Source organism: Flavobacterium ammonificans (genome assembly GCF_020886115.1).
Lineage (GTDB): Bacteria > Bacteroidota > Bacteroidia > Flavobacteriales > Flavobacteriaceae > Flavobacterium > Flavobacterium ammonificans.
Map to the genome: position 1 here is coordinate 2,069,516 of NZ_AP025185.1, position 25,146 is coordinate 2,094,661.

13 protein-coding genes, 2 tRNA genes and 3 rRNA genes are annotated in these 25,146 nt (G+C 38.3%); 7 read left to right on the plus strand and 11 right to left on the minus strand.

Features of this window, described 5'->3' with window-relative positions:
* Nucleotides 1-221 precede the first annotated feature (221 nt).
* The gene (locus tag LPC20_RS09200) at nt 222-1,400 is read left to right on the plus strand and encodes an acetyl-CoA C-acyltransferase (protein ID WP_229324704.1); all 1,179 of its coding nucleotides are present in this window, start codon (nt 222-224) and stop codon (nt 1,398-1,400) included.
* A 41-nt stretch (nt 1,401-1,441) separates the two neighbouring features.
* The gene (locus LPC20_RS09205; RefSeq protein WP_229324706.1) at nt 1,442-2,203 is read left to right on the plus strand and encodes a C40 family peptidase; all 762 of its coding nucleotides are present in this window, start codon (nt 1,442-1,444) and stop codon (nt 2,201-2,203) included.
* Nucleotides 2,204-2,255: 52 nt separating this feature from the next.
* On the opposite strand, the gene LPC20_RS09210 is transcribed toward LPC20_RS09205, so the two are convergent.
* Entirely contained in the window at nt 2,256-3,530 is a 1,275-nt protein-coding gene (locus LPC20_RS09210) for a tetratricopeptide repeat protein (RefSeq protein ID WP_229324708.1), read from the minus strand.
* Between the two features lie 38 nt (nt 3,531-3,568).
* Nucleotides 3,569-6,190: a DNA gyrase subunit A gene (gene gyrA / locus LPC20_RS09215; RefSeq protein WP_229324709.1), complete on the minus strand. Its 2,622-nt coding sequence runs from the start codon at nt 6,188-6,190 to the stop codon at nt 3,569-3,571.
* A 256-nt stretch (nt 6,191-6,446) separates the two neighbouring features.
* On the opposite strand from gyrA, the gene LPC20_RS09220 reads away from it, so the two are divergent.
* Nucleotides 6,447-8,990, plus strand: coding sequence for an ATP-dependent Clp protease ATP-binding subunit (locus LPC20_RS09220; protein WP_229324711.1), 2,544 nt, complete (start codon nt 6,447-6,449; stop codon nt 8,988-8,990).
* 65 nt (nt 8,991-9,055) lie between these two features.
* Here the strand turns inward: LPC20_RS09220 and LPC20_RS09225 are convergent, their stop codons facing one another.
* Together LPC20_RS09225 and LPC20_RS09230 are read right to left on the minus strand one after the other, a co-directional pair.
* Nucleotides 9,056-10,369, minus strand: a complete 1,314-nt coding sequence (locus LPC20_RS09225) for an inorganic phosphate transporter (RefSeq protein ID WP_229324713.1) — start codon at nt 10,367-10,369, stop codon at nt 9,056-9,058.
* A gap of 27 nt (nt 10,370-10,396) precedes the next feature.
* Nucleotides 10,397-11,041: a DUF47 domain-containing protein gene (locus LPC20_RS09230; protein WP_229324715.1), complete on the minus strand. Its 645-nt coding sequence runs from the start codon at nt 11,039-11,041 to the stop codon at nt 10,397-10,399.
* A 539-nt stretch (nt 11,042-11,580) separates the two neighbouring features.
* Between LPC20_RS09230 and thrA the strand changes: the two genes are divergently transcribed.
* The 4 genes from thrA (at nt 11,581) to LPC20_RS09250 (ending at nt 17,081) form a co-directional block, all read left to right on the plus strand.
* On the plus strand, nt 11,581-14,028 hold the full coding sequence (thrA, locus tag LPC20_RS09235) for a bifunctional aspartate kinase/homoserine dehydrogenase I (protein ID WP_229324717.1): 2,448 nt from the start codon (nt 11,581-11,583) through the stop codon (nt 14,026-14,028).
* Nucleotides 14,029-14,213: 185 nt separating this feature from the next.
* Nucleotides 14,214-15,134, plus strand: coding sequence for a homoserine kinase (locus LPC20_RS09240; RefSeq protein ID WP_229324719.1), 921 nt, complete (start codon nt 14,214-14,216; stop codon nt 15,132-15,134).
* A 102-nt stretch (nt 15,135-15,236) separates the two neighbouring features.
* The gene (gene thrC, locus LPC20_RS09245; RefSeq protein ID WP_229324721.1) at nt 15,237-16,526 is read left to right on the plus strand and encodes a threonine synthase; all 1,290 of its coding nucleotides are present in this window, start codon (nt 15,237-15,239) and stop codon (nt 16,524-16,526) included.
* Nucleotides 16,527-16,571: 45 nt separating this feature from the next.
* Complete coding sequence (locus tag LPC20_RS09250; protein WP_229324723.1) at nt 16,572-17,081, plus strand: GNAT family N-acetyltransferase; 510 nt, start codon at nt 16,572-16,574, stop codon at nt 17,079-17,081.
* Here LPC20_RS09250 and LPC20_RS09255 read toward each other — a convergent pair whose 3' ends face one another.
* From LPC20_RS09255 to LPC20_RS09285, 7 genes are all read right to left on the minus strand, one after another.
* A complete protein-coding gene (locus tag LPC20_RS09255) occupies nt 17,082-17,930 on the minus strand; it encodes an NAD(P)H-hydrate dehydratase (protein ID WP_229324725.1) in 849 nt (282 codons plus the stop codon).
* 350 nt (nt 17,931-18,280) lie between these two features.
* Nucleotides 18,281-18,390: ribosomal RNA gene (rrf, locus tag LPC20_RS09260) — 5S ribosomal RNA — on the minus strand.
* A 176-nt stretch (nt 18,391-18,566) separates the two neighbouring features.
* Nucleotides 18,567-21,447 (minus strand): 23S ribosomal RNA (locus tag LPC20_RS09265).
* A gap of 187 nt (nt 21,448-21,634) precedes the next feature.
* Nucleotides 21,635-21,708: transfer RNA gene (locus tag LPC20_RS09270), tRNA-Ala, on the minus strand.
* A gap of 103 nt (nt 21,709-21,811) precedes the next feature.
* Nucleotides 21,812-21,885, minus strand: a tRNA-Ile gene (locus LPC20_RS09275).
* A 129-nt stretch (nt 21,886-22,014) separates the two neighbouring features.
* Nucleotides 22,015-23,528 (minus strand): 16S ribosomal RNA (locus LPC20_RS09280).
* Together the 16S, 23S and 5S rRNA genes with 2 tRNA genes alongside form the textbook arrangement of a ribosomal RNA operon.
* Before the next feature lie 886 nt (nt 23,529-24,414).
* Entirely contained in the window at nt 24,415-25,080 is a 666-nt protein-coding gene (locus LPC20_RS09285; RefSeq protein ID WP_229324726.1) for a DUF4294 domain-containing protein, read from the minus strand.
* Between the last annotated feature and the right edge of the window lie 66 nt (nt 25,081-25,146).

Here is a 25,146-nt window from a genome sequence, read left to right on the forward strand (position 1 = left end):
CAAGAAACCTGTCCTATTTTGCGGTGGCAAATGTAGCACATCATTGTATTAATCACAACTATTTTAAAGTTTTTTTTCTTTTTATTTTTTAATTGTCGTTAAATGAGTTCACAATCAACATACTAGCTACAATCAAAATCATTTAAATCAGAATACTATAATCACCATTTGAAATTGCATAAAAAAGATTAAATTTGCTTATCATCTAAATTCTAAATATTATGAATAAAAGAGTCGTAATTGTTGCTGCCACTCGTACCCCTATGGGAAGTTTTATGGGAAGTTTGTCCACCGTAAGCGCATCTCAACTAGGTGCAGTAGCAATCAAAGGTGCTTTGGAGAAGATCAACCTTAGTCCTGATTTAGTAGACGAGGTATTTATGGGAAATGTAGTTCAATCTGGTGTTGGTCAAGCTCCAGCTAGACAAGCAGCCCTATTTGCTGGTTTACCCAATTCGGTTCCTTGTACTACTGTAAATAAAGTTTGTGCTTCAGGAATGAAAGCAGTTATGTTTGCTGCACAATCCATTCAATCAGGTGATGCTGAAATTATTGTTGCAGGCGGAATGGAAAACATGAGCCTTATCCCACATTATACTTATTTAAGAGCGGGTACTAAATTTGGTCCAAATGCTTTAATTGATGGAATGCAAAAGGATGGACTTACTGATGCTTATGATAACAACGCTATGGGTGTGAGTGCCGATCTTTGTGCCTCAGAACATAAAATTTCTAGAGAAGAACAAGACCAATTTGCAATTCAATCCTATGAGAAAAGTGCTAAAGCTTGGGAAGCAGGGAAATTTGATAATGAAATAGTTCCGGTTGCTGTGCCTCAACGAAAAGGAGAGCCTGTAATTGTATCAAAAGACGAAGAGTACACCAATGTGAAGTTAGATAGAGTTAGTAGCTTAAACCCTGCTTTTACTAAAGAAGGAACTGTTACTGCTGCAAATGCCTCAACAATTAATGATGGAGCAGCTGCATTGGTAATCATGAGTGAGGAAAAAGCAATTGCTTTGGGTTTTCAACCTCTAGCGTATATTCTTTCCTATGCCGATGCTGCTCAGGAACCTAAATGGTTTACAACGAGTCCAGCTTTAGCATTACCAAAAGCACTTAAGAAGGCTAATCTTTCAATTGAAGATGTAGATTATTTTGAATTTAACGAAGCTTTTTCTGTTGTAGGTTTGGCTAATGCCAAATTATTAAATATTGATTTGAATAAAATGAATGTTAATGGTGGTGCTGTTTCATTAGGACATCCGTTGGGTTGTTCAGGAGCCAGAATCATTGTGACTTTATTGAATGTATTACAACAAAATAATGGTAAAATTGGAGCAGCTGCTATCTGTAATGGTGGTGGTGGTGCTTCTGCCATAGTAATTGAGAGAGCATAAATTGCCTCTAAAAGTAACCTCAAAAATAGAAAGAGTTGTCCATGTTTGGAATTTGTAACCTAGCCATAATCCCACTTCGAGCGGAACCAAATGACAGAAGCGAAATCGTTTCTCAAGTCTTGTTTGGTGAACATTTTGAAGTGGTAGAAGAACTAAAACAATGGCGCAAAATCCGACTGCAATTTGACAACTATGAAGGTTGGGTAGACTTCAAACAATTTCAAATTATTAGCGAAACTGATTACAAAACACTTTCAAAAGAACCTATTACATTAAATGCAGATTTGATTGATTACATTTCAGCACCAAATAATACCTTGCTTCCTATTCCTTTAGGAGCATCGCTTTCATTTTTAGATCATTCCGAAATTAACTCCTCGCAGTTTGTTTTTGATGGCAGCAAAATAAGCGGAATACAGGATAAAAGCCAACTAATCACTACCGCATTTATGTATTTGAATGCACCTTATTTATGGGGAGGAAAAACACCTTTTGGAATCGATTGTTCTGGTTTTACGCAAATGGTATATAAATTAAATGGTTACAGGTTATCAAGAGATGCTTCGCAGCAAGCAACTCAAGGCGATGCTTTAAGCTTTATTGAAGAAAGCGAACCTGGTGATTTGGCTTTCTTTGATAACGAAGAAGGTGCTATCATTCATGTGGGAATTATAATGGAAAACAATTACATTATTCACGCTAGCGGAAAAGTTCGAGTAGATCGCCTTGATCACTTGGGAATATTCAATCCCGAAACACAAAAACATACACACAAACTAAGAGTAATCAAAAAAATAATTTAAATAAAAAAACCGAATTTTTCAATTCGGTTTTTTTTTGGTTTAAATCTAAAGCCTATTTTTTCATTCTAGCTTTCAACGCTTTAGCTTTTTCTGTCATTTCTAATGCTCTGAAAACACTTAATAAGGTTGACTTAACCTCTTCATTAGTATCGTCTAACTCAGCGGCTTTTTCAAGATAAGGCAAAGCAGAAGTAAATACTGCCTCTCTTTGTTTTTTTAGCACTTCGTAACGTTTATTATCTTTTTCCGAATTACCTAACTTTTGAATTTCATCAAATAATTTTTTATCAGCATCTAATTTCAAAATAGCTAAATTCAAATACGCATTTACATAATCTGGCTTAATTTCGACAGCTCTTTTGTAATACGTTTCAGCTTCAGCAAAATTCTTAGCATTGTAACTAATTACTCCTAAGTTAAAAACTAAATCCGCATCATTTGGGCTTTGAGCCAAAACCTCAGTGATTAATTTTTTGTAAGTATCATAATCTTTAGTATCTAAATACAAATTAGCTTCAGTCAAAATCAATGATTTATCATCTGGATTAGTAACTCTAGCTTCGGCAACTGCTTTTTTAGCTTCAGCAATTTTTCCATTTTGAACTAAAATCAAAGCCATATTTTTATAGATTTCACCTCTTTTTGATGGAATTGCTTCTGTTCTTGGTTTTTCATGAGTTCCAAGTTTAACCATTTGGTCTCTCTCTTTCGCTGTAGAGAAAAATTGTTCTTCACCATTAACTTTGTTAACAGCATAATAATTGGTTCCCTTTCCAGAATAGTTTAATCTCTTAAGCTCATCGTAAGCGTTGTAAGCAGTCTCATACTCTTTAGCATTTACAAAAGTCGATGCCGCATAATACAAATTGATGGTGTCTCTTTTATCTAACAGATATGCATCGTATAGTTTTTTTGCTCCTGAAGCATGTTTTTCTGCTTTAGAATCTGCAATAGCGCCATTGATTAATTTGTATTTAACATCAATAATTGATTTAGTAGCTTGAGCAGCGAACTTGTCTTTTCCAGAAGCTTTTTCAATTGAAACTACTTCTTGGTATCCTTTGGCAGCAGCCGAAAGGTTGGTATCTACATCCTCATTTTTAGTAGCTAAAGCCAAATGAGCATTAGCCTTTACAAAATGAAACTGGGCTTTTTCAGCATCTGGTGCTGCAGCTGACGCAGCTTCTGCTCCTTGCAAAATAGTAATTGCTTCTTGAGCATTTCCTGCTTTTAAAGCCTTTTCAGCTGCTTTAATTTGATCTTTTTGAGCAAAAGTGGCAACTGATATCAATAATGCTGATGCTAGTAGTACATATTTACTTTTCATAATATTCTAATTTAATTTTTGGTTGAATTTGTTTTTAATTATTCGTCTGAATCGTCTTCATCAGTATCATCGATATCTTCTTCGTCTTCGATTTCCTCGTCTTCTTCATCGTCGTCATCTGCAGCGCCATCATCTTCTAGTACTTCTAGAACAGGCTTCACTCTTTCAATAACTTCGACTTCAATTGGATTGCCATCTTCGTCTAATTCAATTTCAGCTGGATCGTCTTTCATTACTTTAGTTACCGCTGCAATAGAATCGTTTCCTTTGATGTTGATTAATTTAACACCTTGAGTAGCACGTCCCATTACACGAAGATCTTCCACTGCCATTCTGATAGTCAATCCTGATTTGTTGATAATCATCAAGTCGTCATTGTCAGTCACAGCATTGATCGAGATCAACTGACCTGTTTTCTCAGTAATATTCAAGGTTTTCACCCCTTTTCCTCCACGATTCGTGATTCTGTACTCATCTAGGCTAGAACGTTTACCGTAACCATTTTCAGCAACAACTAAAATTTCGCTGCTCATATCGTTTACCGTTACCATTCCGATTACTTCGTCTTTGTCATCTTTTAAAGTAATACCACGAACTCCAGAAGCTGTTCTTCCCATTGGACGGGTTTTAGTTTCTTCAAAACGAACTAATTTACCAGATTTAACAGCCAAAATAATTTGACTCTCACCGTTGGTTAATTGAGCCGCTAATAATTCGTCGCCTTCTTTAATCGTAATGGCAGCAACACCATTCACTCGAGGTTTAGAATATTTCTCTAAAGACGTTTTCTTTACCTGTCCTTGTTTAGTTACCATTACTAAATTATGACTGCTTACATACTCTTTATCTTTCAAGTCTTGTGTACAGATAAATGCTTTCACTTTATCATCTGACTCAATGTTGATTAAGTTCTGTAACGCTCTTCCTTTAGCAGTTTTACTTCCTTCTGGAATTTCGTACACACGCATCCAGAAACATTTTCCTTTTTGCGTAAAGAACATCATGTACTGGTGATTCGTAGCCACAAACATGTGTTCTAAGAAATCTTGGTCACGGGTTCCAGCACTTTTTTGTCCTACTCCTCCTCTATTTTGAGTTTTGTACTCAGACAAGTTCGTACGCTTAATATACCCTGCGTGCGAAATAGTAATCACTACATTTTCATCAGCAATTAAGTCTTCAATACTTACATCTCCACCAGAATATTCGATTTGAGAACGACGCTCATCACCATATTTATCTCTGATTTCAATTAACTCTTCTTTAATTAATGCAATTCTCAAATTCACATCGGCTAATAAAGCTCTTAAATGCTCAATTAACTTCATGATTTCTTCGTACTCAGCACGCAATTTATCTTGCTCTAAACCTGTCAATTGACGTAAACGCATTTCAACAATAGCACGTGCTTGAATATCCGATAATTTGAATCTCTCGATTAATTTTTCTTTGGCTTCATCCGTGTTTTTAGACGCTTTGATTAAAGCAATTACTTCGTCAATGTTATCCGAAGCAATAATTAATCCTTCTAAAATATGGGCTCTTTCCTCTGCTTTTCGTAATTCAAATTGTGTTCTACGAATTACCACATCATGACGGTGTTCTACGAAATGATGAATCATATCTTTCAGATTCAACGTTTCTGGACGCCCTTTTACTAAGGCAATATTATTAACACTAAATGATGATTGTAATTGGGTATACTTATATAAGGTATTCAATACTACATTTGGTGTAGCATCACGTTTCAAGATATACACGATACGCATACCATTTCTATCCGATTCATCACGAATATTGGCAATACCTTCAATTTTCTTTTCGTTTACCAAATCAGCAGTACGTTTGATCATATCTGCTTTATTCACTTGGTACGGAATTTCAGTCACAATGATAGATTCTCTACCATCAACTTCTTCAAAACCTACTTTAGCACGAATAACGACACGTCCACGACCTGTTTTAAATGCTTCACGAACACCTTCATATCCGTAAATAATTCCACCTGTCGGGAAATCAGGCGCTTTAATATGAGTGATTAATTCGTCTATTTCAATATCGTTATTCTCAATATAAGCAATGGTTCCATTAATTACTTCAGTTAAATTGTGCGGCGGCATATTGGTTGCCATACCTACAGCAATACCTGTAGCTCCATTAATTAATAAGGTAGGAACTCGTGTTGGCATTACTTTCGGCTCATACAAGGTATCGTCAAAGTTCAGTTGAAAGTCCACTGTCTCTTTTTCGATATCAGCCATAATTTCTTCCGAAATCTTACGCATTCTAGCCTCAGTATAACGCATTGCTGCTGGACTATCACCATCGACAGAACCAAAGTTACCTTGTCCATCAACTAATAAATAACGCATACTCCATTCTTGAGCCATACGCACCATAGCGTCATAAACAGAGGTGTCACCATGAGGGTGGTACTTACCTAAAACTTCTCCAACAATTCTTGCGGATTTTTTGTGGGCTTTATTTGAAAAAACTCCTAAATCATACATTCCATAAAGTACTCTTCGATGCACCGGTTTTAAACCGTCTCTAACATCTGGAAGTGCTCTTGATACAATTACCGACATCGAATAATCGATGTAAGCTGATTTCATTTCATCTTCTATGTTAATAGGAATTAACTTTTCTCCTTCAGACATAAGTTATTATATTAAAAAATTATATTAGTTTCAAACGTGCCAATATACGGATATTTGAAATTTTTAGAACTAATTTACGCTACTTATTTCAATGATTTATTAACAAGTTTTAAAGGTAATTTAGTTAATAAAATAGGAAGCTCTTTTGAGTTTTTTTGGTATTTTTTTTGTCAATTAGCTGACAGCCGTTGGTTACGGAATGATATTTGTTTTTGAAACCTCAATTACTTAAATTTACACTATCAAATAGATACATATGGATGATAATTTTTCACCGAGAGTAAAAGATGTTATTACGTACAGCAAAGAAGAAGCCTTACGCTTAAGCCATGATTTTATTGGCACAGAGCATCTTATGTTAGGAATACTTCGCGATGGAAATGGCAAAGCAATTCAAATTTTAAATAATTTGGCTGTCGATTTAAATCACTTACGCAGAAAAGTAGAAATTTTAAGCCCTGCAAATCCAACTAGTGATCTTAATCTCGACAAGAAAAACTTGCACCTGACACGCCAAGCGGAAAGAGCTTTAAAAACTACATTTTTAGAGGCTAAAGTATTTCAAAGCCCCTCTATCAGTACCGCACACTTGCTTTTGTGCATCCTGCGAAATGAAAACGATCCAACAACCAAACTACTCAATAAGATGAAAATCGACTATGATGTAGTTAAAGAACAATACGTAAATATGACTCCATCAGAAGATGATTTTATGGAAAACTTGCCAAAAAACGAGTCGTATAATGACGAATCAGGACAAGATGACAGCCTGAAAGAAAGCAGTTTCAATATGCCTTCTAATAAATCCAATAAGAAGTCAAAAACACCTGTTCTAGATAACTTTGGTAGAGATTTAACGGAAATGGCTGAGGAAGGAAAGCTTGATCCAGTTGTAGGTCGCGAAAAAGAAATTGAGCGTGTATCGCAAATTCTAAGCCGTAGAAAGAAGAACAATCCATTATTAATTGGAGAGCCTGGAGTGGGAAAATCAGCTATTGCAGAAGGTTTAGCTTTGCGAATTATTCAGAAAAAGGTGTCGCGTATCTTGTTCAACAAACGTGTGGTTACCTTGGATTTAGCGAGTTTAGTTGCCGGAACCAAATACCGTGGTCAGTTTGAAGAACGCATGAAAGCCGTAATGAACGAGCTAGAAAAAAATGACGACATCATTCTTTTTATTGACGAAATACACACCATTGTTGGTGCTGGAGGCGCTACCGGTTCTTTGGACGCTTCCAATATGTTTAAACCTGCTTTGGCACGTGGCGAAATCCAATGTATTGGAGCGACTACTTTAGACGAATACAGACAGTATATTGAAAAAGACGGCGCTTTAGAGAGACGTTTTCAAAAGATAATTGTGGAGCCTACTTCGGTTCCGGAAACAATTACCATTTTGAACAATATCAAAAATAAATACGAAGACCATCATAATGTAACCTATACAGCTGAAGCAATTGAAGCCTGTGTCAAATTAACTGACCGATACATGTCGGAACGTTTTTTACCAGACAAAGCGATTGATGCTCTAGACGAAGCAGGTTCAAGAGTACACATTACTAATATTGAAGTTCCTAAGCAAATTTTGGATTTGGAACGTCAGTTGGAAGATGTGCGTGTATTAAAGAATGAAGTCGTTAAAAAACAAAAATACGAGGAAGCTGCCAAGCTTCGTGATGACGAAAAGCGTATTGAAAAAGATTTGGCTATAGCCCAAGAACAATGGGAAGAAGAATCGAAAAATAACCGTATTCAAGTTACGGAAGACAATGTGGCTGACGTGGTTTCGATGATGACAGGAATTCCAGTAAACCGAATTGCACAGACTGAAAGTAATAAATTAGCTCAGCTTCCTGAACTTATTGAAGGAAAGGTAATTGGGCAAAAAGAAGCAGTATTGAAAATTGCTCGTTCTATTCAAAGAAATCGTGCTGGGTTAAAAGATCCTAATCGACCAATTGGTTCTTTTATCTTCTTGGGACAAACGGGTGTTGGTAAAACACAATTAGCCAAAGTAATTGCAAAAGAATTATTCGATTCAGAAGACGCTTTAGTGCGTATCGACATGAGCGAGTACATGGAGAAATTTGCGATTTCCAGATTAATTGGTGCTCCTCCAGGATACGTGGGTTACGAAGAAGGTGGACAATTAACTGAAAAAGTACGAAGAAAACCGTATTGCGTAGTCTTATTAGACGAGATCGAGAAAGCGCATCCAGATGTATTCAACATGTTACTTCAAGTATTGGATGACGGATTCTTAACCGATAGTTTAGGCCGTAAAATTGACTTTAAAAACACTATCATCATAATGACATCCAATGTGGGTGCAAGACAATTAAAAGATTTCGGTCAGGGTGTTGGTTTTGGAACGGCAGCTAGAACTGCTCAAGTCGATGATAATTCGAAAAGTATTATTGAAAATGCTTTAAAGAAAACATTCGCACCAGAATTTTTAAATCGTATTGACGATGTTATTGTTTTCAATGCATTAGAGAAACACGATATCAATTTGATTATTGAAATTGAATTGAAGAAATTATGTGCTCGTATTACCGACTTAGGATATACCCTATCTTTATCCGATAAAGCCAAAGAGTTCATTGCCGATAAAGGTTTTGACAAACAATTTGGCGCAAGACCATTAAAACGCGCGATTCAAAAATATGTAGAAGATTCCTTAGCCGAAGAGATTATTACTTCAAAAATAGGATTGGGTGATGAAATCTTTATGGATATTGAAGAGGGCGCAGAAGAATTAACTGTAAGAGTGCACAAAACAGAAGAACCAACTAAATAGTTGCTACTTCTTTAAATAAAAAAAGCTGACTAATTAGTCAGCTTTTTTTTATTATAAAGTTCTATTTAATTCAAAAATAAATTGATAACATAGTAGGTCACAGCTGCTAAAACAGCAGAAACTGGAATGGTCAATATCCATGCCCAAAGTAAACTAACAGTTACACCCCAGCGCACTGCAGAAACACGTTTAGTTACACCAACTCCAATGATAGAACCGGTAATAGTATGGGTCGTAGACACCGGTATTTTAAAGTGCTCGGTTAAAAATAAAGTAACCGCACCAGCCGATTCAGCAACTACTCCTTCAAAAGCATTTACTTTTGTGATTTTAGAACCCATTGTTTTCACAATTTTCCAACCACCACTTAGTGTTCCAATAGCAATTACAGAATAACAAGTCAAAGGAATCCAACCTGGCATAATTCCTTTATCAATATCGATGTTTAAGTCCAAAACTCCTGCAATAGACAAAGTAGAACCCGGATTTGCATTTACATATACAGTAACGGCTGCTGCAATAATTCCCATCACTTTTTGCGAATCATTTCCTCCATGGCCTAAACTAAAAGCGGCAGAAGACAGTAATTGCATTTTCTTAAGTATAGCTTCGGCTTTTGCCGTAGAAAATGAACTGAAAAATAAATTGAAAATTGCCAAACTATAAAAAATTATAGCAACCAAAAACCATTTAATATTGTGAGGTTCACTTAAAAAATACCAAAAGGAATTATGAAAAAGAGCCTTTTCTGGCACATAATCAAAAACTAGGACTAAAGATAAAAACCAAGCCACTATTAGCATCAATGAAACGGTTAGAAGCTTAGGATAGATATTTTTCTTGGAAGAATACATCAACCAAAGAGAGATAAAATAGGAAATAATCATTCCTAGCAGAGGAGCAAAAACGATAAATATTATTACGATTAATACTCCAGAGGGTAATAATTCTCCTTCTTTAGCTGCTTTCAACCAATTTACGATTTTAAAGCCTGCATGTTCAGGATCAGTAACACCTCTAAAACCATGCGCTATTGCCGCTCCCGCAAAACCTCCAATTAAGGTATGTGATGATGAAGACGGAATTCCTTTCCACCAAGTAAAAAGATTCCAAATAATGGCCGCAATAACACCCGCTAAAATTACTGAAAGATCAATATAATCTGGATTAGCAGTCTTAGCTACTGTATTAGCAACTCCAAAACCAAAAACCCAATAGGCTAAAAAATTAAAAAAAGCGGCCCAAACAACTGCTTGAAAAGGAGTCAATACTTTGGTAGCAACTATAGTTGCAATAGAATTTGCAGCATCATGAAATCCATTGATATAATCAAAGACTAATGCTAACAATATGATAATAATTAATAAAGTAAAATCCATAGATGTATATCAGTAAACTGAAATTAATTAAGAATGTTTTACTGCAATTGATTCTAAAACACTAGCAACACTTTTACATTTATCAGTAGCTGACTCTAAAACAGACAATACTTCTTTGTATTTAATTACATTGATAGCATCCGTTTCATTTTCAAAAATTTCAAATACAGCTTTGTTATAAACACCGTCTGATTTGTTTTCCAACTTACTTATCTTAGAACAAGCGCTAGTGATGTTCTTAACCGACTTTAAATCTTTTAACTCTCTAACTGCCAATTCAATATTTTGACAAGCTTCTAAGTTAATTTCAGTTAACTTTCGGATTGATTTTGTAATCTTATCTACATGATAAAGTCTCATTCTACTTGCAGCACCTTGAAGATTATCAGCAACATTGTCAATAGAAATAATAAGAGAATAGATATCTTCTCTATCAAATGGAGTAATGAAATTTCTACTCAACTCAAGATTTGTTTGGCGAGTAATATCTTCACCTTTTTGTTCTAATTCATCAATCTTTTGAAAAAGAGCTTCTCTTTCTTTTAATGGCAAATTAACTGCTTCATGTAAATACGAAGCCAATTGAACTAAATTAGTAGTTGCCTCTTCAAATAGAGGGAAAAACTTTTTGTCTTTTGGTACTAAAAACTGAAAAAAACTGTTTATCGACATCTTATATTATTTTTTAGCAAAATTAGATTATTATATATGGCTAACGTTAAGTCAGTGTTAAGTTTTAAGTTAATAACTTACAATATCCTTTCTATACAATTATAAAGTATAGATAGAGATAGCGTCCAAAAACATAAAATTTACCCATTTTCTTGATTAAAAGTACACTAATTTAAAAGAGAATAATAGTAGTAAATAAGCTTAGCATTCAATAAATACAGCTATTTTTTTTGAGATTGATTAAATCACCCATTATAAATAGTGCTAAATTCAACTATTCGTAAAAATCAAGCTCTCCCTTTTCTAGCTAATATTATGTAGTACCTTTGGAACAAATGAAAAGCAACAGAATTACATATCCATCTACAATAACAACTTCAACTGAAGTTGCGTTTTCTGTTACATTTACTACTACAACAACTACTACCCCTTAGGGGTATACATTTTACATATAATCTTGCTATATAGTACTTTTTCTAAAAGGGGAAAAGTTAATGGAAGTATAGAAAATAATTGCATTTTAAAATAAAACACACACAATGAAAGTATTAAAATTTGGCGGAACTTCAGTTGCCAATGCTCAAAATATAAAACGAGTCCTTACTATAGTTACTGAAAAAACAAAACACGAGAAACTAGTGGTAGTCGTTTCGGCTTTAAGTAAGGTAACCGACTTATTACAATTGGCTTCGCAAAAAGCGGCTTCGAATGACGAAAATTATAAAGAAATTGTAACTGAGATTGAAAAGAAACATTTAGATACCTTAAAGGAATTAATTCCGGTAAGCGAACAAAGTAGCTTACTAAGCCATGTAAAAAGAATTGTCAATCATCTAGAAACCTTATTAGACGGTTGTTTCCTTTTGGGCGAACTTTCTCCTAGAACTTCAGATACTATTTTAGGTTTTGGCGAATTACTTTCGTCTTATATTATTGCGGAAGCACTAAAACAAAAAGAAAAAAATAATGGATATACAGATAGTCGTGAACTAATCAAAACCAATGCTACTTTTGGAAAAGCAGTGGTAGACTTTGAAACGACCAACAAATTGGTGGCTGATTTTTTTGCTACTAACCAAAATCAAGTGGTAATACTACCTGGTTTTATTGCTTCTACTGCCGACAAAATACCAACTACTCTAGGACGTGGAGGATCGGATTATACTGCAGCAATCATTGCAGCTGCTTTGAATGCAACGGATTTAGAAATTTGGACAGACGTCAACGGCATGTTTACCGCCAATCCAAAAATTGTAAAACAAGCCCAACCTATTGCTACCATTTCGTATCAAGAAGCGATGGAATTGTCGCATTTTGGTGCCAAAGTATTGTACCCGCCAACCATTCAACCGGTATTGAGAAAGAATATTCCAATTCTAATCAAAAATACGTTTGAGCCAGAAGCTATTGGTACTTATATTTCAAATGATGTGATTTCGCAAACCAATCCTGTAAAAGGAATTAGTCATATTGATAATATTGCCTTACTAACATTAGAAGGTCCGGGAATGGTGGGAGTTTCAGGTTCGTCAAAACGATTATTTGAGGTCTTATCACATGAAAACATCAACGTGATTTTTATTACACAAGCTTCTTCGGAGCATTCTATTTGTATCGGAATATTAAATTCAGATGCAGAAACAGCAGAAATAGCCATCAACAAAGCTTTTGAAATTGAAATTGCCCAAAACAAAATCGATCCTTGTATTGTAGAGAACAACTTATGCATCATTGCATTGGTAGGCGAAAATATGAAAAACCACCAAGGGTTGAGCGGAAGGATGTTCAGTACTTTAGGAAAAAACAACGTAAACATTCGCGCTATTGCTCAAGGTGCTTCCGAAAGAAATATTTCTGCGGTAATCAATGAGCGTGATGTCAAAAAAGCATTAAATACATTACACGAAAACTTCTTTGAAGAAAACACAAAGCAATTGAACCTATTTGTAATGGGCGTTGGAAATGTTGGAGAGAAATTCATCGAGCAAATTCACCAACAGAAAAAATTCTTAAAAGAAAATCTTAAGATCAATGTAAGAGTTGTTGCTTTATCTAATTCTAGAAAAATGCACTTTGACGAAGACGGAATTTCTTTGAAAGAATGGCAAACAGTTTTGAACAATGGAGAAACGGCGAACCAAGACCTATTCATCGCTAAAGTAAAAGAATTGAATCTACGAAACAGCATTTTTGTTGACATCACAGCTAACGAAAGTGTTTCAAAAACCTACGAACATTTCTTAAAACAAAGCGTTGGTGTCGTAACTTGTAACAAAATTGCTTGTTCATCGGCTTACGACAATTACAAAAATTTAAAAAATCTATCCCGCCAATACAATGCGCCTTTCTTATTTGAAACGAATGTTGGAGCGGGTTTACCTATTATTGACACTGTAAAAAACTTAATTGCTTCAGGTGATAAAGTAAATAAGATTCAAGCCGTTTTATCCGGAAGTTTGAATTTTATCTTCAATAATTTTGACGAAAATAATTCTTTTCACGATGTGGTGAAAGAAGCTGGAGTACAAGGCTTTACTGAACCTGATCCAAAAATTGATTTGAGCGGAATTGACGTAGCTCGAAAAATCCTAATATTAATTCGCGAAAGCGGTTACCAAATGGATATTGAATCTATTGCTAACGAATCGTTTATGCCATCGGAATGTTTGGAAACAACATCAAATGAAGCCTTCTTTTCGTCATTGCAAAAACATGCAGCACATTTTGATGCATTGTATAAGGAAGCCCAAAGCAAAGAATCGCGTTTGAAATATGTGGCGCAATTTGAAAATGGGAAAGCAAGCGTTGGTTTGCAATTCATACCGAAAGACCATCCTTTTTACAATTTAGAAGGAAAAGACAATATCGTATTGTTTTACACCGATCGTTATGTGGACCAACCTTTATTAATCAAAGGTGCTGGTGCTGGTGCTGCGGTAACGGCTTCAGGAATATTTGCTGATGTTATCCGAATTGGAAACGTATAAAAGCCCCCTAACCCCCGAAGGGGGAATTGGAAATGTATAAAATATAGGTTCATATATAAAGTTGCTAGTTTCGAGATAACTTTAAACTTTAAACCTGAAACAAAAAAAACTTAGTGTCTTTGTGCCTTCGTGGCAAAAAAAATGTAAAACATAAAATGAGATTGCTTCGTGCCTCGCAATGAATTATGAATGAAATAAAACTATTTTGCCCAGCAACCATTGCTAACCTGTCTTGTGGATTCGACGTTTTAGGCCTTTGTCTTGACAATGTAGGTGACGAAATGGTGATTCGGAAATCAGCTCAAAAAGGGATTCGAATTACTAAAATTATTGGGGCTGACTTGCCTTTGGAAACCGAAAACAATGTTTCAGGAGTAGCCGGATTGGCATTATTAGAAACGGTGAACACTGACTTTGGTTTTGAGATTGAGATTTATAAAAACATCAAAGCAGGTAGCGGAATTGGTAGTAGTGCGGCAAGTTCGGCTGGAGCTGTTTTTGGAATCAATGCCTTGTTAGGATATCCCTATTCTACCAAAGATTTAGTGCAGTTTGCCATGCAAGGCGAAAAATTAGCCTGTGGCAATGCACATGCCGATAACGTAGCTCCTGCCCTTTTGGGTGGTTTTACCTTGGTAAGAAGCTACAGCCCTTTGGATATTATCAAAATAGAAAGTCCATCCGAATTGTATGCGACAGTAGTACATCCACAAATTGAATTAAAAACTTCGGATGCGCGTTCGGTATTGAAACAAACCGTTTCTTTAAAAAGTGCTATCATGCAATGGGGAAATGTGGGCGGATTAATCGCGGGATTGTACACCCAAGATTACGATTTAATTGGTCGTTCCTTACACGATGAAATTGTAGAACCGTTACGAAGTGTTCTTATTCCAGGATTTGATTTAATCAAACAAGCTGCTCTTGAAAATGGCGCGCTAGGGTCAGGAATATCCGGTTCAGGTCCTTCGATTTTTGCGTTAAGCAAAGGAGCGGCAACCGCCGAAAAAATCGCCAAAGCCATGAGTGCGGTATATGACGCGATCAACTTACCTTATGAAATTCATGTATCCAAAGTGAATTCAGAAGGAGTTAAAATACTATAAAAATTATTTAAGATTTCTGATTAACGATTTTTGATTGCAGATGTAACCCAAGTTACTAAAAAATCAAAAATCGTTAATCCACAATCTTCAATCTAAAATCAAATGAAATATTACAGTTTAAACCATAACGCACCTAAAGTTTCTTTCGAAGAAGCTGTTATACAAGGATTAGCAACCGATAGAGGATTGTATTTTCCAGAAAACATTACCCCATTACCTGCAGCCTTTTTTGATACCATCGAAAATCAAAGCAACGAAGAAATTGCTTTTCAAGCTATACAACAATTTGTAGGCGATGAGATTCCTGAAACCGAACTTCGAGCTATTATTAAAGAAACCTTGTGTTTTGATTTTCCGGTGGTCGAAGTAGAAAAAGGAATTTATTCCTTAGAATTATTTCATGGTCCAACAATGGCGTTTAAGGATGTGGGAGCGCGATTTATGTCACGTTTTTTGGGTTATTTCAATCGCAATGACAAGACCGCAAAAAATACCGTTTTAGTCGCTACTTCTGGAGATACAGGAGGAGCCGTAGCAAGTGGTTTTCTTGGTGTGGAAGGTGTAGATGTAATTATACTTTATCCTTCAGGAAAAGTAAGCGACATTCAAGAAAGACAATTGACTACTTTGGGACAAAACATCAAAGCCTTAGAAGTGGATGGCGTTTTCGATAATTGCCAAGACATGGTCAAAAAAGCGTTTTTGGACGAAAGTCTGAAACATCACAATTTAACTTCAGCCAATTCCATTAATATTGCCCGTTGGTTACCGCAAATGTTTTATTTCTTCTTTGCTTACAAAGCATTGAAAAGCCAAAAAAAACCCTTAGTATTCTCTTGCCCAAGTGGTAATTTCGGAAATATTTGTGCCGGTATCATTGCTAAAAAAATGGGATTACCGGTACAGCACTTTGTAGCATCTACGAATGTAAACGATACGGTTCCAAGATTTTTAATCAATGGAATTTACGACCCAAAACCATCTATCGCTACGATTTCTAATGCTATGGATGTGGGTAACCCAAGTAATTTCATCCGAATCCAAGAAATGTATCAGAACGATTTGGAGCAATTCAAAACCGATTTTTCTTCCTATACTTTTTCAGACGAAGCCACTTTGGAAGCAATGAAAACCATTTACACTACCAATGGATATATAGCTGAACCGCATGGCGCTGTAGGTTATTTAGGATTGAAAAAAGAATTAGAAAACCATTCGGATGCGATTGGAATATTCTTAGAAACCGCGCATCCTATCAAGTTTTTAGATGTGGTAGAACCGGCGCTGAATGTAAAATTGCCTATTCCACCACAAATCGAAAGTGTCTTAGGAAAAGAAAAAGTAAGAACCAAAATCAAAACTTACGAAGAGTTGAAAGCCTATTTGGGATAAAATTCCGAAATTTACACTCGATAGATTCTAAGTAAAAACTATAGTATGATTGCAAAAGCAGTAGCAGAAGACATTGCCTCTTTAAATACACTAATCAATTCGGCTTATCGTGGCGAGTTTTCCAAAAAAGGCTGGACTACCGAAGCCCATCTTTTGGAAGGTGGTCGAACCACTGAAGCTGAACTACTTGACATCATTCTAGACGCTTCCAACACCATTCTAAAATATTCGGACAACGGTAAAATAATAGGTTGTGTACTTTTAAAAGTCAAAGCAAACGAACTGTATTTAGGAATGCTAACTGTTTCTCCTGACTTGCAAAATAGTGGTATCGGAAAAAAATTATTGCATCAAGCCGAAGTTTTCGCCGCTGCAATACGCCTGCCAAAAATAATCATGACTGTAATTACAGTACGTGAAGAATTGATTGCCTGGTACAAACGAAATGGATATGTGGATACAGGAGCCAGAGAGCCTTTCCCTGTGAGCGACGTTTTCAATCCAATAACACAAGAACCTTTGGAGTTTATGGTCTTGGAAAAAGTAATTGCATAATTACAGACCCAAACTCAAATACGCTTTCCCTAAATACGAAATGATATCCGAAGCGATAAACGATTGATAACCTGTTTCATGCAAGGCAATGTCTGCCGTCAATCCGTGAAGACACACCCCTAAAAGTGCCGCGTCGATGGGTTCATACGACTGTGCCAATAAACTAGTAATCATTCCCGTCAACACATCGCCACTACCCGCCGTAGCCAAAGCCGAATTGCCTGTGGTATTTTTATAAACCAAATCGCCATCAATACAATGCGTGGGAGCCCCTTTCATCACAACAATCAATTGGTATTTTTTAGAAAAAGCAATTGTTTTTTCAAACAGTTCGGCTTCCGAATTCCATTTCCCAATCAAACGTTCCAATTCTTTTAGATGTGGCGTGACAATTGTTTTAGGAGCCAGCAAAGACAACCAATCCGGATGCAATGCCAAAATATTCAACGCATCCGCATCAAGAACTAGAGGAATGGTATTCGTTTTCAAAAATTCATACAATCCCTGTTGCGTAATGGCATCTTGACCCAAACCAGGACCAATACCAATAGCATTAGGCACTATATCAAAATGAATTACCGATATACAATGGTCTTGAACATCCGTCAACACCATGACTTCAGGTACCGCTATTTGTACAATCTCATAACCACATTGAGGAATAAAAGCAGTGACCAATCCACAGCCCGACTTCATCGCCGCTTTAGCCGACAAACAAACCGAACCCATCTTACCATAACTCCCTCCTACTAACAACACATGTCCTTGCCTCCCTTTATGAGTAGTAGCAACCATCGGTTGGTAGCGTTGTAGAATTTGGTGTTGATCAACAATAGTGGTAGGCATCATAGCATAGAGTAAAGTACTAAAGTTACAAAAGTTTTCCCACTCTAGAGAGCCTATTCCATTACTTTATAAGAGCAGCAGTTGTAGTACCGGAACATGAACTGTCCCGCTATCCGCGCTACAAGGTAGCTAGCTTCTATCGGGGCTACTAAAGACGTTTGTATTCTATAACAAAACACAATCATTTTAAAACAAAAAACCCCGTTTCGTTAGAAACAGGGTTTTTAAAAGACTTGAGGGCTATGCCCGACTGAGCGAAGCTAAAGGCGACATTTGATTTTAAGAGGAGGAAGCCCAGTAGGCTTCAGGTATAAAACAAAAACCCCGTTTCGTTAGAAACAGGGTTTTAAAAAGAAAGGCGACGACATACTCTCCCACATAACTGCAGTACCATCTGCGCAGGCGGGCTTAACTACTCTGTTCGGGATGGGAAGAGGTGAGCCCCGCCGCAATAACCACCTTAAGATTATTGTTTAAGGTTTCAAGTTTTTTTAGTTTAAGGTTGTAACCTTGAACTTTAAACATTGAACTTCAAACGCAGCTTCGCTGCAAATATCTTAACATACTGAGATAAAGAAAAGTAATTAGAAAATTTCTCCCCTCCTTCCCCTGAGGTGACTCGAAGGGAGGAGGGAAAACGTACATAAGCTTACGGGTTATTAGTACTACTCGACTATGACATTACTGCCTTTACATCTATAGCCTATCAACGTGGTCATCTCCCACGACCCTTAAAAGAAATCTCATCTTGTGGTGGGTTTCGCGCTTATATGCTTTCAGCGCTTATCCCTTCCAAACGTAGCTACTCTGCGGTGCCCCTGGCGGGACAACAGATACACTAGAGGTTTGTCCAATTCGGTCCTCTCGTACTAGAATCAGATCCACTCAAATTTCTTGCGCCCACAGTAGATAGAGACCGAACTGTCTCACGACGTTCTGAACCCAGCTCGCGTGCCACTTTAATGGGCGAACAGCCCAACCCTTGGGACCTTCTCCAGCCCCAGGATGTGACGAGCCGACATCGAGGTGCCAAACCCCCCCGTCGATATGAGCTCTTGGGGGAGATCAGCCTGTTATCCCCGGCGTACCTTTTATCCTTTGAGCGATGGCCCTTCCATGCGGAACCACCGGATCACTATGCTCTACTTTCGTACCTGATCGACCTGTATGTCTCTCAGTCAAGCTCCCTTATGCCATTGCACTCTACGCACGGTTACCAAGCGTACTGAGGGAACCTTTAGAAGCCTCCGTTACTCTTTTGGAGGCGACCACCCCAGTCAAACTACCCACCAAGCAATGTCCCCCGCTTAAGCGGGGTTAGGCCTCAGATAAACAAAGGGTTGTATTTCAACAATGACTCCACAACGCCTGGCGACGCCACTTCATAGTCTCCAACCTATCCTACACATCATTTATCCAAGGTCAATACTAAGCTATAGTAAAGGTGCACAGGGTCTTTTCGTCCCACTGCGGGTAAACGGCATCTTCACCGTTACTACAATTTCACCGAGCTCATGGCTGAGACAGTGTCCAGATCGTTACACCATTCGTGCAGGTCGGAACTTACCCGACAAGGAATTTCGCTACCTTAGGACCGTTATAGTTACGGCCGCCGTTTACTGGGGCTTCAATTCAATGCTTCTCCGAAGATAACATCTCCTCTTAACCTTCCAGCACCGGGCAGGTGTCAGGCCCTATACTTCATCTTACGATTTTGCAGAGCCCTGTGTTTTTGATAAACAGTCGCCTGGACCTCTTCACTGCGGCCAGCTTGCGCTGGCGACCTTTCTCCCGAAGTTACAGGTCTATTTTGCCTAATTCCTTAGCCATGAATCTCTCGAGCACCTTAGGATTCTCTCCTCGACTACCTGTGTCGGTTTGCGGTACGGGTACTTATTACCTGAAGTTTAGAGGTTTTTCTTGGAAGCCCTTAGGCGCACTATCTCTTTGACCGAAGTCTCCGAGTACTATCGTATTTCCCCAAGATCTGTGGATTTGCCTGCAGATCTTATAGGTAGGTACTTCAACGAACTATTCCGTCAGTTCGCGGCGCTTTCATCACTCCGTCACCCCATCACAGTAATAAGTAGTACGGGAATATTAACCCGTTGTCCATCGACTGTCCCTTTCGGGTTCGCCTTAGGTCCCGACTAACCCACAGCTGATTAGCATAGCTGTGGAAACCTTAGTCTTTCGGTGTGCGGGTTTCTCGCCCGCATTATCGTTACTTATGCCTACATTTTCTTTTCCAGCCAGTCCAGCATACCTTACGATACACCTTCAACCCTGCTGGAATGCTCCCCTACCACTTGTATATAATACAAATCCATAGCTTCGGTACTATACTTATGCCCGATTATTATCCATGCTCGTCCGCTCGACTAGTGAGCTGTTACGCACTCTTTAAATGAATGGCTGCTTCCAAGCCAACATCCTAGCTGTCTGGGCAGACAAACCTCGTTCTTTCAACTTAGTATAGATTTGGGGACCTTAGCTGATGGTCTGGGTTCTTTCCCTCTCGGACTTGGACCTTAGCACCCAAGCCCTCACTGCTGGTAAACATTATATAGCATTCGGAGTTTGTCAGGAATTGGTAGGCGGTGAAGCCCCCGCATCCAATCAGTAGCTCTACCTCTATATAACTTAAATCCAGCGCTGCACCTAAATGCATTTCGGGGAGTACGAGCTATTTCCGAGTTTGATTGGCCTTTCACCCCTACCCACAGGTCATCCGAAGACTTTTCAACGTCAACCGGTTCGGACCTCCACTATGTGTTACCACAGCTTCATCCTGCCCATGGGTAGATCACACGGTTTCGCGTCTAACACTACTGACTAAAGCGCCCTATTCAGACTCGCTTTCGCTACGGATCCGTGACTTAACCACTTATCCTTGCCAGCAACGTTAACTCGTAGGCTCATTATGCAAAAGGCACGCCGTCACCCCACGAAAGGGCTCCGACCGCTTGTAAGCGTATGGTTTCAGGATCTATTTCACTCCGTTATTCACGGTTCTTTTCACCTTTCCCTCACGGTACTGGTTCACTATCGGTCTCTCAGGAGTATTTAGCCTTAGCGGATGGTCCCGCCAAATTCAGACAGGGTTTCACGTGCCCCGCCCTACTCAGGATACCACTATCCTTTACACTCATTACCTATACGGGACTATCACCCTCTACGGTCCTACTTTCCAGTAGATTCTAGTTCTTTGTGCAAGAAATCTCGTGGTCCTACAACCCCAACATTGCCGTAACAACATTGGTTTGGGCTAATCCGCGTTCGCTCGCCACTACTTACGGAATCACTTTTGTTTTCTTCTCCTCCGCCTACTTAGATGTTTCAGTTCAGCGGGTTTGCCCACCTATCGGTGTACTATGTCTTCAACATAGTGGGTTGCCCCATTCAGGTATTTACGGATCGTATCGTGTGTGCCAATCCCCGTAACTTTTCGCAGCTTATCACGCCTTTCATCGCCTCTGAGAGCCTAGGCATCCCCCATACGCCCTTATTTTGCTTATTGTACCAACTTATTAATTAAAATAAGCCGTTTCTTTTACTTGTCTAATGATAAACAAGCAAAAATGTTTTCTACTTTATTATTTTCTTATCTCAATATGTCAATGAACGTTAAACTAGTGTGCAGTATTCAGATTTTAGTATTCAGTTACTACTGATAACTAAGTCCTGTGGACTGTCCACTGTTTTTGTGGAGAATAACGGAGTCGAACCGTTGACCTCCTGCGTGCAAGGCAGGCGCTCTAGCCAGCTGAGCTAATCCCCCGTGTTTTAGTTGTCAGTTATCAGTCGTCTGTTGACAGTATAATGATAAAGACAACATCCATCGGATGACTCAACTTCTAAAATTTCCATAAGTTAAAAAATAGTAGTCCCGCCCAGACTCGAACTGGGGACCCCTACATTATCAGTGTAGTACTCTAACCAGCTGAGCTACGAGACTCTGTTTTTTACTTATTTGTATTATTTGAACTAACAGCAAGAGTAATATTATCATGAAATTCAATCCCATGTCGATCTATCGTCTTCTTTCTTGAAAGTGTTACCAAGGCAACTAACATTCAAGCTCTAGAAAGGAGGTGTTCCAGCCGCACCTTCCGGTACGGCTACCTTGTTACGACTTAGCCCTAGTTACCAGTTTTACCCTAGGCAGCTCCTTGCGGTCACCGACTTCAGGCACCCCCAGCTTCCATGGCTTGACGGGCGGTGTGTACAAGGCCCGGGAACGTATTCACCGGATCATGGCTGATATCCGATTACTAGCGATTCCAGCTTCACGGAGTCGAGTTGCAGACTCCGATCCGAACTGTGACCGGTTTTGTAGATTCGCTCCTGGTCGCCCAGTGGCTGCTCTCTGTACCGGCCATTGTAGCACGTGTGTAGCCCAAGGCGTAAGGGCCGTGATGATTTGACGTCATCCCCACCTTCCTCACAGTTTACACTGGCAGTCTTGTTAGAGTTCCCGACATGACTCGCTGGCAACTAACAACAGGGGTTGCGCTCGTTATAGGACTTAACCTGACACCTCACGGCACGAGCTGACGACAACCATGCAGCACCTTGTAATTTGTCTTGCGAAAGTTCTGTTTCCAAAACGGTCAAACTACATTTAAGCCTTGGTAAGGTTCCTCGCGTATCATCGAATTAAACCACATGCTCCACCGCTTGTGCGGGCCCCCGTCAATTCCTTTGAGTTTCATTCTTGCGAACGTACTCCCCAGGTGGGATACTTATCACTTTCGCTTAGCCACTGAGATTGCTCCCAACAGCTAGTATCCATCGTTTACGGCGTGGACTACCAGGGTATCTAATCCTGTTCGCTACCCACGCTTTCGTCCATCAGCGTCAATCCATTAGTAGTAACCTGCCTTCGCAATTGGTATTCCATGTAATCTCTAAGCATTTCACCGCTACACTACATATTCTAGTTACTTCCTAATAATTCAAGTTTAACAGTATCAATGGCCGTTCCACCGTTGAGCGATGGGCTTTCACCACTGACTTATTAAACCGCCTACGGACCCTTTAAACCCAATGATTCCGGATAACGCTTGGATCCTCCGTATTACCGCGGCTGCTGGCACGGAGTTAGCCGATCCTTATTCTTACAGTACCGTCAAGCTCCCTCACGAGGGAGTGTTTCTTCCTGTACAAAAGCAGTTTACAATCCATAGGACCGTCATCCTGCACGCGGCATGGCTGGATCAGGCTTGCGCCCATTGTCCAATATTCCTCACTGCTGCCTCCCGTAGGAGTCTGGTCCGTGTCTCAGTACCAGTGTGGGGGATCTCCCTCTCAGGACCCCTACCCATCGTCGCCATGGTAAGCCGTTACCTTACCATCTAGCTAATGGGACGCATGCTCATCTTTTACCGTTGGAACTTTAATGTGAAAACCATGCGATTCTCACATACTATGAGGTATTAATCCAAATTTCTCTGGGCTATCCCTCTGTAAAAGGTAGATTGCATACGCGTTACGCACCCGTGCGCCGGTCTCTAGTTCCGAAGAACTATACCCCTCGACTTGCATGTGTTAAGCCTGCCGCTAGCGTTCATCCTGAGCCAGGATCAAACTCTTCATCGTATATTATGCGAAGCAAATAAATTTACTTCTATGTATTATGACAATGATCTAATGGTCTTTTTCGAATCTTACGATTCTATTACTCTTTAATTTGTTTTGAAATCTCTTTCAAAACGGCTGTCAATTCAATATGTCTAGGAACGTGTCTTTTTTGTTTGTCGCTTGTTTCTCAAAGCGGGTGCAAAAGTACAACTTCTTTTTTATCTCGCAAGTATTATTAAAAGTTTTTTTTAAGAAAATTACTTTTCCTTTTTTCTCTCTTTTTACTCACTCAATCTATTCAAGAACTTGTCTCCTTTTCGGGAGGGCAAAGATAATTACTTTTTTATCTCTGGCAAATTTTTAAAGCAAAATTTCTTTTATCTTATTTGGTTTGCTTTTCAATATTGAAGTAAGAACGTCTGCTTTATTGCGGGTGCAAAAGTACAACCTAAATCCGCTCTCACAAGCTTTTCTACACTTTATTTTTGTTCTTTTTCTTAACTTGCTGATAACCCGTTTTCTATAAATGAAAGTTTTTTTGAATTACGAATTTTGAATAATGAATTATGATGCTATATCAAGAAAATTGGAATGTTGAATTGTTATTGAACTTGGAATGTTGAATAACGAATATTGAATTTTGAAATTGCATTTAACCGTATAAGGAATATAAGAGAATATAAGGTTTGGGAAATTTGATATTGTTATTGAACTTGGAATGTTGAACAACGAATATTGAATTTTGAACTTTGAAATTATTATTGAAGTTCAACCCGCGTTAGGGATAGTAGCGGCATCCTTTTTAAAAGGGGACTGAGGAACTCGAAGTCAACTTTTAAAAAGATAAAGCGGATAGCCCGACCTGAAAGGGAACGCCCCACATCGACAAGCTCAGTGGACACAATTATTTATTGGCAGAACTAACTTTGGCTTCCCAAGTCGCACTTAGATTATCAAAATCTACTTTAATTGCTGGTGGTTGATTTTGTAAACGACCCGTTTCGAAGGCGTAGACCAAAATGGATTCTATCAAGTAGTCTTCATTATTGTTGTACGGATCGTATTTGGTTTTTAAATTAATGTCAAAAACTCTTGCTGTGGTATTGGACCAAAAGGCTTTCCAACCACTCTTGAGATCAGCAATTAAATCATAAGTTGATGTACCTGTTTGTCTGTGAATTAATTTAACTAGAATCTGACCTTGTTTACGGGATAACTTTTTAAGTTTTGCCTCAAACTCGTTGGTTAAATAATTTTCGACAATCTTGAAGTATTTCTTTTTTTCGCGTTCTGTTTTAAGATTTGCCATACCTCTGTTTAAAGCCGTCAATCTCTCTGCAGTAATTTTAGCATAAGGATATACTTTTAAAACTCGGTTTTGAAGCAAGGCAAATTGTTTTCTCGCTTCGATATCTAATTTTTCTTTTCGAACAATTAACTCCGGAAGTTCAATAGTATCATTTAAAATCGTGTCGTTCTCTATAATAATGTCCGACTCTTTTTGAATCACTTGGGCTTGAATAGCTGAAGTAAGTAGTAGGAAGCAAATTAAAAATAGTGTGCGTTTCATCGTTGAAAAGTTTAATTACAAAATTATACATTCTATACACAACTCTAATGCCAAATTTATAATTTA